The sequence below is a fragment of the Burkholderia sp. HI2714 genome (assembly GCF_002223085.1).
GTDB lineage: Bacteria > Pseudomonadota > Gammaproteobacteria > Burkholderiales > Burkholderiaceae > Burkholderia > Burkholderia lata_D.
This window is the reverse complement of the sequence record NZ_NKFM01000065.1, coordinates 86,967-99,156: the sequence shown is the minus strand read 5'-3', so window position 1 is coordinate 99,156 and position 12,190 is coordinate 86,967. Positions and strand designations below refer to the sequence as shown.

The 12,190-nt window shown below is 62.1% G+C and carries 12 protein-coding genes; 4 read left to right on the top strand and 8 right to left on the bottom strand.

The window, feature by feature from the left end; translation table 11 throughout:
* Nucleotides 1-35: 35 nt before the first annotated feature.
* The 4 genes from CFB82_RS36000 to CFB82_RS35985 form a co-directional block, all read right to left on the bottom strand.
* The gene (locus CFB82_RS36000; RefSeq protein ID WP_306426995.1) at nucleotides 36-1,901 is read right to left on the bottom strand and encodes an anthranilate synthase family protein; all 1,866 of its coding nucleotides are present in this window, start codon (nucleotides 1,899-1,901) and stop codon (nucleotides 36-38) included.
* A 62-nt stretch (nucleotides 1,902-1,963) separates the two neighbouring features.
* The gene (locus CFB82_RS35995; protein WP_306426994.1) at nucleotides 1,964-2,491 is read right to left on the bottom strand and encodes an isochorismatase family protein; all 528 of its coding nucleotides are present in this window, start codon (nucleotides 2,489-2,491) and stop codon (nucleotides 1,964-1,966) included.
* Between the two features lie 119 nt (nucleotides 2,492-2,610).
* Nucleotides 2,611-3,108, bottom strand: a complete 498-nt coding sequence (locus tag CFB82_RS35990) for a phenazine biosynthesis protein (RefSeq protein ID WP_089487133.1) — start codon at nucleotides 3,106-3,108, stop codon at nucleotides 2,611-2,613.
* Between the two features lie 57 nt (nucleotides 3,109-3,165).
* Complete coding sequence (locus CFB82_RS35985) at nucleotides 3,166-4,410, bottom strand: acyl-CoA dehydrogenase family protein (RefSeq protein ID WP_231937809.1); 1,245 nt, start codon at nucleotides 4,408-4,410, stop codon at nucleotides 3,166-3,168.
* Nucleotides 4,411-5,925: 1,515 nt separating this feature from the next.
* Here CFB82_RS35985 and CFB82_RS35980 point away from each other — a divergent pair.
* Both CFB82_RS35980 and CFB82_RS35975 read left to right on the top strand, forming a co-directional pair.
* Complete coding sequence (locus CFB82_RS35980; protein WP_089487132.1) at nucleotides 5,926-6,240, top strand: helicase; 315 nt, start codon at nucleotides 5,926-5,928, stop codon at nucleotides 6,238-6,240.
* 466 nt (nucleotides 6,241-6,706) lie between these two features.
* Nucleotides 6,707-8,077, top strand: coding sequence for an MFS transporter (locus CFB82_RS35975; RefSeq protein WP_089487131.1), 1,371 nt, complete (start codon nucleotides 6,707-6,709; stop codon nucleotides 8,075-8,077).
* Between the two features lie 317 nt (nucleotides 8,078-8,394).
* On the opposite strand, the gene CFB82_RS35970 is transcribed toward CFB82_RS35975, so the two are convergent.
* The 4 genes from CFB82_RS35970 to CFB82_RS35960 form a co-directional block, all read right to left on the bottom strand.
* Entirely contained in the window at nucleotides 8,395-8,583 is a 189-nt protein-coding gene (locus tag CFB82_RS35970) for a hypothetical protein (RefSeq protein ID WP_089487130.1), read from the bottom strand.
* 54 nt (nucleotides 8,584-8,637) lie between these two features.
* On the bottom strand, nucleotides 8,638-8,841 hold the full coding sequence (locus tag CFB82_RS42665) for a hypothetical protein (protein ID WP_143751022.1): 204 nt from the start codon (nucleotides 8,839-8,841) through the stop codon (nucleotides 8,638-8,640).
* 158 nt (nucleotides 8,842-8,999) lie between these two features.
* On the bottom strand, nucleotides 9,000-10,292 hold the full coding sequence (locus tag CFB82_RS35965) for an NRAMP family divalent metal transporter (RefSeq protein ID WP_089487153.1): 1,293 nt from the start codon (nucleotides 10,290-10,292) through the stop codon (nucleotides 9,000-9,002).
* Nucleotides 10,293-10,574: 282 nt separating this feature from the next.
* Entirely contained in the window at nucleotides 10,575-10,958 is a 384-nt protein-coding gene (locus CFB82_RS35960) for a hypothetical protein (RefSeq protein ID WP_069249559.1), read from the bottom strand.
* A gap of 255 nt (nucleotides 10,959-11,213) precedes the next feature.
* Between CFB82_RS35960 and CFB82_RS35955 the strand changes: the two genes are divergently transcribed.
* Nucleotides 11,214-11,654: an Hsp20/alpha crystallin family protein gene (locus CFB82_RS35955; RefSeq protein ID WP_089487129.1), complete on the top strand. Its 441-nt coding sequence runs from the start codon at nucleotides 11,214-11,216 to the stop codon at nucleotides 11,652-11,654.
* A gap of 15 nt (nucleotides 11,655-11,669) precedes the next feature.
* Nucleotides 11,670-12,077, top strand: coding sequence for an Hsp20/alpha crystallin family protein (locus CFB82_RS35950; protein ID WP_089487128.1), 408 nt, complete (start codon nucleotides 11,670-11,672; stop codon nucleotides 12,075-12,077).
* Nucleotides 12,078-12,190: the final 113 nt, after the last annotated feature.

Sequence of the window (12,190 nt, the reverse complement as noted above, 5' to 3'; positions counted from 1 at the left end):
GTCCTATAGGGTTCGATAAAAAGCGCAAAGCGTCGTCAGGCCGTCAACGCCGTCATGCGTTTTTCGCGGCGTATCGCGTGTGTGATGGCTTCGCCGAGAATGCGCGGCCCGTCGACGGTCAGGACCGATTCGGCGTGGAATTGCATCGAGCTGAACGTTGGACCGCGCAAAGCATGCACTTCGCCCGTGCGCGGATCGCGGCTGATGGCCAGCGTGCCGACGCCGTCGATTTCCATTTCGTCCCGGACGGTCCGTGCGACATACGTGTTGTAAAAGCCCACGCGCTCACGCTGGCCGAACAGATCGATCTCGACCTGGATGCCCTGATTGGGCACCTCGCGCCGCACGAGCGGAATGCCGAGGATGGCGTTCAGGATCTGATGGCTCAGGCAGACGGCCATGAACGGCTTGCCCTCGTCGATGAGTTGCCGCAGCCACGCGTAGAGGCGAGCGATGCGCGGATCGCCGGCGTCGCTCGGGTCTCCCGGGCCCGGCCCCATGACGACGACGTCGTAACGCGCAAGGTCCACTGCGTCGTGAACGCCGCACACTTCGGTGACAATGCCGAGCGACGACAGTTGCTGGGCGATCATCGCCGTGAAGTGATCTTCGGCGTCGACGATGAGCGCGCGGCAGCCGCTCAACTCAGCCAACTCATCGGCCATCTCGCCTTGTCGCTCGCCATAGGGCCGAAACCAGAAGTCCGCGATGCCTTCGTTGCGCTCGCGCAGCGCCGCCTGCACCGATGGATGCTGTCCGAGCGCCGGGCCGGCTTCCGGCGGATCGAATGCGTTCGACAGCGCGGCCACTTTGGCATGCGTCTCCATGACTTCCGATACCGCGTCCGAATGCCGGACGAGCGTCGAACCGACGCCGATGCGAACGTGGCCGGCACGGTCGATCTCCGCGGTGCGGATCAGGATGGCGGAGTCGAGCGTGCGCCCGCCGCACGCATCGCGGCCGATCAGCGCGGCAATGCCGCTGTAGTAGCCGCGGCCGGCCTGCTCGTGCCGCGCGATCACGCGGGTCGCGCTTTCGATCGGACTGCCGGTGACCGTCGGCGCAAACATCGTCTCGCGCAGCAAGTCGCGGACATCGGCCTCGGTGTGCCCGACGATGAAATATTCGGTGTGGGCGAGCCGCGCCATCTCGCGCAAGTGCGGCCCCGTGACCTGGCCGCCGGTCGGGCAGATGCGCGCCATCATCTTGAGCTCTTCGTCGAGCACCATGTACAGCTCGTCGGACTCCTTGCGATCGCCGAGAAAGGCGTTGATCCCATCGATCGTCGGCCCGCTTTGCGGATATCGATAAGTTCCGCTGATCGGGTTCATCGTCGCGCAGCCTTCATGCAGCGTCAGGTGGCGCTCCGGCGTGGCGCCGACGAACGTGCGCTCCCCGGTATGAATCACGAAGATCCAATACGCGCCGACTTCCCGGCGCATCAGACGCTTGAAGACCGCCAGCGCCTTGGCGGGCGAATAGTCGTCGAGATCGCCCTCGAGCGTGCGCTTGATGACGAAGTTCGAGCCCGCGCCGGTACCGATCTCGTCGGTGATGACGCGCTCGACGATCTCGGCGTAGGCCTCGTCGTCGATGTCGAAGTGACGCGCGCCGAGCGCGGTATCGGCATCGGGAATGGCGGCGAGCGCAAGCTGCGCGGACACCGTTTCGTGCTCGTCGCAGGTGATGGCGACGAGCGGAGCGCCGTCGTCGTGTGCTCTGAAGCCGCGCTCGTGCAGCTGCCGGTATGGCACGAGCACAAGCAGCTCCTGACGGTCCGCGCCCGCCGCCGTCGGCGCGGCCAACGGAAGCTCGGCCAGGGAGGACGGATAGGACACCGCGCCGGCGAAGACATCGATCGTCGCGCGCTCCCCGGCGCTACCCGTCGAACGCGCGATCAACGCGAAGCACGGTGCTTGTCCGTGGAGGATGCGATCGAAAAGGTTGCGGTTCGGAGCGGCGTTCATGCCAGCGCCTCCTCGGTGCTCACCACCTTGCCGCAACGCTGGGCCACGTATTCCAGGGCCTGGTGATGATGGTCTTCGGAAAAATCCGCCACGCCATCGGCGACGAAGAACGGTTGAATGTCGTTCGTGAACGCATCGACGGCCGACATCATGACGCCGATGTGCGCGTAGACGCCACACAGCATCAGCTGATCGCGACCGCTCTCCCGCATGCGCTCGCGCAGGTCGGTGCGGAAAAATGCGCTGTAGCGCCACTTCGTGAGCATCCAGTCGTCCGGGGACGGGCCGACGGCCTCGGCGACGTCCCGATCGGCGGGCGTCGTCTCCATGCCCGGCCCCCAAAAATCGCGCAGCAAACCGCGTTCCGTTTCGGTCATGCGCCCGGGATGGGCCGTGTACGCGACGGGAATACCGGCCTGCTTGCACCGTTTGCGCAGCGACGCGACATTGGTCGTCAACGTCTCGCGCAGCGTCGGCGGCAACGGCGAAAGGAAATAGTTCTGCATGTCGTGAATGAGCAGCAACGCGCGCGACGGATCGACACGCCATGACACGACGTTCTCGGGCAGGCTGCTCGAATCGGGCAGCGTGTACGGTTGAATCGACGGGATACCAGCCATTCGTCTCCTCCATTGGGTATGCGTTAGCTCGGTAGACCATCCCGGCGCACTTCGGGAACCGCGATACCCAACGCACGGAATTGCTCGCAAGGGTTCATGAATTCGCGCTGCTCCTTGATCAATCCGTTTTCGAAGCGGAACGAGTGAAGGAAGTGATTGCGGTAATGGCCTTGGGGGTAGCCGGGGAAAATAATCGCGCCTTCGCCGCGGCACTCGACCCAGAACCAGTTCGGGTCTTGCGTCTCGAAGATCTGGATGTCGGTCCAGACCCAATCGGGAAAGCATTGCAGCGACCACACGGCGTGCTCGCCGAGCTTCTCGCGGCCGCGAATCGCGATCGGCTGGCCGCTGTCGGTCGTCCACAGACCGCCGACGCCATCTTCCGTGAACAGCAGGTGGCGCTTGAGCCTCGCTTCGCCACGCGTGTGCATGTACTGCTCGACGATCTTGCGGTTGTGCTGCCGGGCCGCGACGTGCGCGTGATTTTCCGGCTTGTTTTCGAGGGATTCGACGTCTGACATGCAAGCTCCTGTCGTCAAAGAGGGCCGCCCCGCCGGGAACCGGGAGGCCGCGTGGGATTACACGAGGTAGCTGATTTCGCGCGGATCGAGGCCGACGAGCGCGCGGCCGTAGACAAGCTGCGGAATGCCCATCCCGAAGCCCGCGTGGCGGCTCGCCACGTTCAGATCGCGCCAGATCAACTGCAGGGGATTGGATTCCATGAAGGCGGCGCTGCCGTAGGCCGTCATGAGGCGATCGATGGCCTCGCGGCACAGGCGCGTGACGCGCGTCGATTCCATCCGAAAGCGCGAACGCGTCACTTCGTCGGGCAGAACGCCGGCCGTTGCGTGGTGCTCGACCGTTTCGACGATGCGGCGGGCGTGCAGCTGCGCGCCGTCGATCATCATCGAAGCTTCGGCGAGATCGGTCTGGAACGCCGGCGAAACAGCCTGGCTCTTGAACGTGGACGAGGCGACGCGGCGCTCGTGGGCCTGATCGCGCACGAGCTCCAGCGCGGTGACGATCGCCCCGAGTTGCGGTCCGAGCAGACCGATCGACAGCAAGCCCGAGAACGCGCCGCTATATAAACGGTGGCGTTCCGACGGCAGGCGCGACCGGCCCTGCACGATCGGCGCGTAAGGCGTCACGCGATGGCGCGGAATGAACAGCCGGTTCGCCACGACCGTGTTGCTGCCGGTGCCGCGCATGCCCGTGATATGCCAGGTGTCGCGGACTTCGAGCTCGCTCATCGGCATGAGGACCAGGTTGATCGTCTCGTCGTCGGCGTCGACGCCTTTCGGGATCAGCGCGCCGATCCATTCGGCGTGCAGGCTGCCCGACGCATAACCCCACTCTCCCGTCACCACGACACCGCCGTCGACGCGTTCCACCTGGGCGCGCGAAGGCGCAATGATGAGCGCGGTGCGCGTGTCGCGGTTGCCGCCCCATACGTCGTCCTGCGTACTCTCGGGGAAGTGAGCGATCATGTAATTGCCCATGTTGAGCACGCTCGTGACCCACGACGCCGAGCAGCAGCCGCGCCCCAGCTCGTAGCAGACGTCGAACAGCGTGGCGGGACGCGCTTCGTAGCCGCCGAGCCGGCGCGGCGTGAAGAGCCGCATCAGCCCCGCCTCGGTCAGCGCGGCGACGGCACGCTCGGTCAGGCGGCGCCCGGTATCGGCAGCGTGCGATTCTTCCGCGAGCACGCGGGCGACTTCTGCCGCCTTCGCGATCAATTGCTCATGCTCGACCACCGATTCATCAAGCCCAATGGCGTCATGTCCGGGCGAATTCCCTTCCTGCAACGTGCGTTCATTTGTCATTTCACGAGTCATGCACTGCGAGGTCTGTATCGTGCTCACGGCGTCTCCAGAATGAACTTGCAATCTTTTTTGTTGAAAAATTTAAAACAATAAGGGTTGCAAGGAATTCAACCATCAATTAATCAGGAAACCGAAGAAAACAAGCGCCACCGCCTTTAATGGGTGCATTCGGAATTCGGAAAATATTGGCGCAACAACAGCCATGAGATCCGCACCCAGTTTTGCCTTACCACTCAAAAAGGCATTTTTATTTCAATGCCCTTATAGCTTTCTTACGTTTTTCATTTAAAGCGGCTGGGCATGCCAGTCCTTCGCGAGACAAGCTGTCTCGTCGAGTTCCAGTTCAAAGCCTGAGTGATGGAGCCTATGGGCGCCTCTTTACACAATGGAGCGCCGCACGAGTTATTCAGCTTCGCCAGCACTTCCTACTCTTGATGCTATTCAGCGGGCGCCGAACAATATCCGGCAAATCGAGACAAGCCTTCGGCGCAAACCGGGGTCATCAGGTTTCCCACCCCATTTAATGGCATAAATATAAATCCCACCCCATTATGCCGCGCATCCCCATCCATACATGACGGTTAAGCGTAGGATAATCCCAAGAAATTACCACCTGTTAAATTTGACGGGTGATACCCCGCCAAGCTGAATGAGACTGCGACGAAAATAAATTTGGCGATCGTTTTAAAAATCTAATGATGCCCGATATCGGGTCCGAGCGAAGACCGTTCGTGGCTCTAAGCGGTCGGGTGTGATGAACTGCGGATAGCAGAAACTTCGAACACCAACAGCATCAATAAGTGCAAGACACGAGAGCTGAGTTGCGTTTGTTAAAACAGTGAGTTAATCGGCCTGCTTGGACTGAATTATTGAATATCGAGTCGTCTTGTCGAACGGGCTGGCGTTGATTCTGAACTTTGATAAATGGATCGCACGATAGTTAGGCTTTCGACAATCGGATTGTTGGCAACAGCCGGAGTGAAACGATCGGTTGGATTGCGCAGGATTATCATCAAGCGATTCGTTTCGAATGACTGGAATGAAGAAATTTACGGGTTGCGTGATCAATGAGGCAGCGAATAATCGGGCATGCATTTAAATAAATGTGTTGCACAAATACATCTCGAATTAGTTTCTGGCTGATCTACTCTCCTCCTCGCGCGTGTGGAATTCAGCTTAAATTTCCGATTCTGGAAATTGAACTTCAGGCGCGCAAAGAGCAATTCCGAAGTGTGTCGATGACCTTTCTTCTTCAATTGATGATCGGGGCGGCATGATTTTGTTCTTTATTCTCATGCCTGAAGCCACGCTCCCGAGACTGAGCGCGCCAAGCGAGAGCTTGACCGACTCAAGGTGATCCAGGCCGTGGTGGACACGGGCTTGAAGCCTGGACGTCCGGAGAACTCGCCCCTGCCGGACTGCCTCGAGCAACCGCGGCCGCCGCACAACGTGTGCCGACTCCCGGTGAAGCCTCGCGCAGCGTTAAAATAGCGCCCCTTCTCACAGGAGACGAAAATGTCCTGGTTCGTTTACGAAGTGCCCGAATACCACGAAGACGCTGCGCGCATCGAGCCCTTCAGTGACCTGCGCAGCCGTGTGCTGCAAATCAGTGGCGTGGCCATGGCCGACGAACTGGAAAGCGTTCGCGAGAACGCCGCGGCGACGGCCGACAGCCCCGAGCGCCCGCTGCGTACGCCGGAAAATCCGCATGTCTTTCCGATTCCTTACGCCGACTCCATGATCCTGGTCGGGTTCATCTTCGATCTGAAACGCGAATTCCGGCAACTGGTCGTGTCACCCGTGGAAATGCCCTGGCTGAAAGACGAATGAATGGTGAGCAGGCCTGGTTGGTCCACCGCCGATCACTACGGATCGCTTAGCCGCTTGCCCGTGTTTTCCGACTTGCCTTTGCAGGACTGCGACGGCTTCACGCACGCTATCGGCCATTGTCCGAATGTTTGCAGCCGTCACCTTCGCGCGCGTATTGCGCATGCCTATCCGCCGGATCGACATCGCGCACTGACGCTCGCACAGTGCGCGCCGTAACGGCATCAGGTGCGGTCGTCGAATGCTCCGTGACATGCCATTCGGCGTCTCTGCGTGCGTACGGCTCGAACATCACACCCACCTCGTCGTTGCCAAGGCGAATGATGGTCAACCGTCATATCATGATATTTAAGGATGGCTGAACGAAGGACCCGGGCGACGAAGCGGCCATTCGTCGCTCGCGCTTGCCGGAACCTGTCGCGGGGCGTATGGTTAATTTCTCTATCGCCCTGTTCCGGGAGATATCAAAATGGCTGCCATGCAATCCGCGGCCACGCCCCTCTCCGACGAGGAAGCCCGGCGCCAGTTACGCCGCGCCGTCATCGCCAGCACGATTGGCACCACGATCGAATGGTATGACTTCTTCCTCTACAGCACGGTCACCGGCCTGGTCTTCGCAAAGCTGTACTTCCCGCAATCCCACCCACTCGTCGGTACGCTACAGGCGTTCCTGATCTATGCCGTCGGCTTTGTCGCACGTCCGGTCGGCGCCGCGATCTTCGGCCATTACGGCGACCGCATCGGACGCAAGGCCACACTGATCGTGACCCTGTTGCTGATGGGGCTTGCCACGTTCGCCGTGGCTTTCGTTCCGACCTACGCCGCGATCGGCATCTGGGGCGCCGTCATCCTCACGGTATTGCGTTTCATCCAGGGCGTCGGCGTGGGCGGCGAATGGGGCGGCTCGGTCCTGATGTCGATGGAGTGGGCGCGCACCAATGCGCATCGCGGTTTCGTCGCGTCGTGGCCGCAGTTCGGCGTGCCGGCGGGCTTGTTTCTCGCCAACCTTGCCGTGCTGGCCATGAGCTGGTTTTCCGGCAACGCCTTCCTGACGTGGGGCTGGCGCGTGCCGTTTATCCTCAGCGTCGTGCTGGTCGCGATCGGGCTCTATATCCGCCTGAATATTCTCGAGACGCCGATCTTCGCGAAGCTGCTGGCCGAGCGTCGTATCGAGAAGACGCCGATGCTCGAAGTGCTGCGCAAGCAGCCGAGGGATATCGTGCTGTCGGCGTTTGCGCGGATGGCCGAACAGGCGCCCTTCTACATCTATACGGCGTTCGTGTTCACTTACGGGATCACGGCGCTGGGCGTCACGCGCGAACTGCTGCTGGCGGCGGTACTGGCCGCATCCGTGGTCGAGTTCTTCACCATTCCGTTGTTCGGGCACGTGTCGGATCTGATCGGACGGCGGCGGATGTACATGATCGGTGCGGCTGCCGTCGGCGTGTTCGGATTCGTCTACTTCGCGATGGTCGATAGCCGGAATCCGGTGTGGATCTTCACGGCGATCGTGTTGTCGCTGGTCCCGCATTCGATGATGTACGGGCCACAGGCCGCATTGATTGCCGAATCGTTCACAGGGCGGTTGCGGTATAGCGGCGCGTCGATGGGTTATCAGCTCGCGTCGGTCATTGCCGGTGGCCCGGCACCGCTGATCGCGACCGCGCTGTTTGCCTACTACCACTCGGGGTATGCGATCGCGGCGTACGTGCTGGTGTGTGCGGTGCTGAGCGTGGTCGCCGCATCGAAGCTCGGGGACTATACGAACAAGGATATTTCGCGCGAATACGACGATGCTCGGGGATTGGGGGATCACGGGCACGCGCCGCCGCTAACTTGACGAATGGGCCCGCTCAGGCCGGCGATGACGACCGCAGCCGTGATCGCAAGGCGTCACGGACGCGAGACGGACGTTGCTTGCGGGCGCATCGAGCCTGCCCTGGCGGCCGACATGCCGCGAGACGGCGCCGGGCGCCGCGGAACGCCTACCCGCCCCGTCCGGAGCGGGTCCGACGACAGGGCGCGATACGCGAGACGAGATGGTCGTGATCCGGTGCTCGCCGTCCGGCGAACGCGTTCCACCTCGATCGAAATGGGGAGAGCCGCCGGACGGCGAGATCGGTGCTGTCGCGCAGTGCCTCGCCCGGCGTTACCGGGTTATCGCTCGCTGACCTTCACGCGCGGCAGCCATTCTGCCTCGGCGCCCTGCGTGCCTTTCAGATGGGCGGGAATCGCGTCCTGTGCGTGCGTGCCGAGGCGACGTGCCGCCTCGGTGTCGAGATGCCGGCCATCGAACGTCGACTGGCGACGGGTAATCATGTTGATGCGAAGGCGTTTTGCCGCCATGGTCGGTATTCCTTGAGAAAACGGTACCTCGCCGACTGGCGAAGTGCCATAGATTTACGCGAGAAAGATGTCGCTGCGATGACGCGGCGCGCGATGCAAATCCACCGCCATCGCATCGCTTGTCGCATGCACCGCAGCGGTCGGCGCCATGCCGGGCCGCCCGCTCCATCGCCTCAAGGTAGCGATGGATGCAAGCAACTCACGATGGACAAGAAACCGCGCTTCGAGTTCAGTTTGCTCGACGGCCGTCAAGGTCACGCGTCACCGCTCCCCGCCCCTTCGTCCTTTCGTCCTTTTGCCGTTCCAGGTGAACACCGGTGCCTGTCGTTTCACGAATGAATCGGCTGGTGTCGAATACCGAAACCGAACGGCACCGGCGAGGAACGCGTCGTCTCGACGAGTCGGACCGGCGGACTTCATCCCGGCACAAAAATCCCCGCGGCTGCAATCGCCATTGCAAGCGTTGCAAGCCACCCTCCCCACGCAAGCGGTCCCGCAATGGCGAACTCACCCATGACCCGCTTGCTCCGAGCCATCAGCATCATGATGACCATGATGGGGACCGCCGTTACCCCGTTGATCACGGCGCTCCAATACAACGCACGGATCGGATCGAAATGCATGAACGTGATGGCCACGCCACCCACGGTTGCCAATGCGATGACCGCGTAGAACTGTCGCGCGAGCGTCAACTTCAGGGCGAGGCTATTGCGCCAGCGGAATGTGCCGGCCGCCGCGTATGCGGTCGATCCGGCGAGAACCGGCAGCGCCAGCAGACCGGTGCCGACGATCCCGAGCGCGAACAGCATATAAGCGAAGTGACCCGCGATCGGGGCAAGGGCCCGCGCGGCGTCAGCCGACGTCTTGACCTCGATGTGGTGCGCATGCAGCGTAGCCGCCGCGGTGAGCACGATGAAGAAGGCAATGACATTCGATACACCCATCCCCAGCCAGGTGTCGAAACTGATTCGGCGCAACTGCGCCGGGGCCTGGCGGGGAACTCGGCGAAGCGGCCCTTCACGCGGCGCGGATTCCAGTTCCTCGACTTCCTGCGAGGCCTGCCAGAAGAACAGGTACGGGCTGATGGTCGTGCCAAGGACCGCGACGACCGTCGTGAGGTAGTCCGGCGCCAGCACGATATGCGGCCATACGATCGCACGGCCCACCTCGGTCCACCGGATCGGGACGATCAGGGCAACCGCCACGTAAGCGAGCAGGATCAGCGCCGTCCACTTGAGAAGGCGCGCGTACCGTTCATAGGGAACGAACACCTGAAGCACGACCGACAGGCCACCCAGCCCAACGACGTAGAGCTGGTGCGGCCCGGGGAGCAGCAAGCCGGCTGCGGCGCCCATCGCCGACAGGTCGGCGGCGATGTTGATGACGTTGGCGATCATCAGCAGCACGACCGCGCTATAGAGCAGCCACATCGGGTAATGAGTCCGCATGTTCGATGCAAGCCCCTTGCCGGTCACTCGCCCGATCCGCGCGCTCACCAGTTGTATGGCCGTCATGAGCGGGTATGTCAGGAAGAGGGTCCATAGCAATTCGAATCCGAACTGCGCGCCGGCTTGCGAATACGTCCCGATACCCGACGGATCGTCGTCAGCCGCACCGGTAATCAAGCCGGGGCCAAGGCGACGCACCCAGTTCGGGCCGGTCGGCTTAGGCGTCGTTTTCTCGATTTCGAGCGGTTCAGGATTGTCCATGATGGTGGCCTCCCGATACGGCCCCAGCAATTCACGTACCCGTTCGATGCAGGTCGCCATCCGGTACGCGCTGAGGTTCGATCCTCGTGGATCACGCGAGGCCACCCTCTCATGCATTTTCCGCGTGCTGCTCCGAATCACGCTGGTCCGGCGGAATGGCCGCCTGATGCGAGGTCCGCCTGCCCTCCATCGGGATATCGATCACGACCTCGCCGCTGCGCGGTAACGCGACGGGGCGATCCGGCTGGAGGCCGCCGCACCGCCCCGTGCCGGGCCGGCCGATCATCGGATTGGCGACGTCGTACCCAGTTTCTCCGACAGCATCCGCTCATACACGCCGAAGTGCAGATCGACCTCCTTTTGCGTGACGGGCGTGACCGTGATGTTGATCTGGTCAGGCAACAGGCCCAGCACAACCGCCACGGCCGCTTCGAGTTGCGGCGCACAAAACTTGTCCTCCGCCATCGTGGTGCCAACGACGACGTCGTAAGTCTTTTCCTGCCGGCACACGACCTCGACGAGTCGAGCCCGCGCACTCATGTTGTTGTCGATCGCAAGCCGGACGACCTCCGCCACGGTGCGCATCGACTCGGTCGGAAACCCCCTCGTCGAACGCAGCCGGATACGATGTCTGCCGAGCGTCAGCCAATCAGTGTCGAACTCCATGGCGTCCTCCGTAACGTAGTACCGATTCGCCGCGATGATAGGGTCCAGCGCACCGATTTCAAGTGCAAAAAAATGACGGGCGCCCCTTGAATTTCTCCGCAGAATTCCTATCTTAAGTTTCGCTCAGGCAGACGCGCGGGTCGCTTCATTCCGCGCGCTGCGTGTTTCGATTTGTTTGCCACGCAGTCTGGCAGGCGAACTGGAGCGCGTAGGCCCGTTCGCCTCCATGCTGCAACAGGCCAGGAGGATAAGATCATGAGCGATCTCTATTTCGGAACCGATCTCTTCAGCGAGTTCGACCGCCTGCAGCAACAGATGGCGCAACGCTTCGGCGGTTTCCCGTCCAGCATTCGCGCGAGCCGTTTCGGCACTTTCCCTCAGATCAATATCGGCGCGACAGACGATTCAATCGAGATCGTCGCGTTCGCGCCCGGCGTCGACGCCGCCGCGCTCGATGTGTCGATCGACAAGGGGCTGCTGACCATTGGCGGCGAACGCAAATCGGCACAACGCGACACCGGGGGTGAGCGGCGCACCTATGCGCAAGAGCGCTTTGCCGGAACGTTCCGGCGGGTCATCGAGCTGCCCGAGGCCGCCGATCCCGACAAGGTCCAGGCGCACTACAAAAACGGGTGTCTATCCATCAGCATTGGCAAGCGTGAATCGTCCAAGCCACGTGCCATCGCTATCCAGTAAGAGAAGGAGCCGATCATGAAAGACACTACCCAACTGGCGGAACGCGACGCGTCCGCCGTTGCGCGTCGCGAAACCGAACAGGCCGTGCGCCGGGTGACACTCGTGCCGGCCGTCGACGTATACGAGGACAGTCACGGCGTCACGCTGTGGGCCGATTTGCCCGGCGTGACGAAGGACAAGCTGGACGTGAAGGTTCACGACAGCAGCCTCCTGATCGAGGCCGAGGCCGTGGTGCCGACGCCGGCAAACCTGCGGCTTCAGCATGCCGAGGTTCGGGAGCCGCATTTCGCCCGCACGTTTACGCTGTCGGCGGATCTCGACTCGTCGAGGATCGAGGCGAGCCTTCAGGACGGGGTGCTGAAGCTGACCATCCCGCGCCGCGACGAAGCGCGTCCACGACGCATCGAAATCAAGACCGGCTGACGCGTCGTGAGCCAAGGCGCAGCACGAGCCCCTCCGTCAACGCAGAACAGGATCAGCGAGGCTTCGCTGCCTGAGTTGACGCAGGCGTATCGGTGAGGACACGCGATCCGGAT

Bases quoted from the DNA above. Each gene is read 5' to 3' on its own strand.
- CFB82_RS35990 (WP_089487133.1), bottom strand. From the start codon at position 3,108: ATGTCAGACGTCGAATCCCTCGAAAACAAGCCGGAAAATCACGCGCAC.
- CFB82_RS35985 (WP_231937809.1), bottom strand. From the start codon at position 4,410: ATGACAAATGAACGCACGTTGCAGGAAGGGAATTCGCCCGGACATGAC.
- CFB82_RS35980 (WP_089487132.1), top strand. From the start codon at position 5,926: ATGTCCTGGTTCGTTTACGAAGTGCCCGAATACCACGAAGACGCTGCG.
- CFB82_RS35975 (WP_089487131.1), top strand. From the start codon at position 6,707: ATGGCTGCCATGCAATCCGCGGCCACGCCCCTCTCCGACGAGGAAGCC.
- CFB82_RS35970 (WP_089487130.1), bottom strand. From the start codon at position 8,583: ATGGCGGCAAAACGCCTTCGCATCAACATGATTACCCGTCGCCAGTCG.
- CFB82_RS35965 (WP_089487153.1), bottom strand. From the start codon at position 10,292: ATGGACAATCCTGAACCGCTCGAAATCGAGAAAACGACGCCTAAGCCG.
- CFB82_RS35960 (WP_069249559.1), bottom strand. From the start codon at position 10,958: ATGGAGTTCGACACTGATTGGCTGACGCTCGGCAGACATCGTATCCGG.
- CFB82_RS35955 (WP_089487129.1), top strand. From the start codon at position 11,214: ATGAGCGATCTCTATTTCGGAACCGATCTCTTCAGCGAGTTCGACCGC.
- CFB82_RS35950 (WP_089487128.1), top strand. From the start codon at position 11,670: ATGAAAGACACTACCCAACTGGCGGAACGCGACGCGTCCGCCGTTGCG.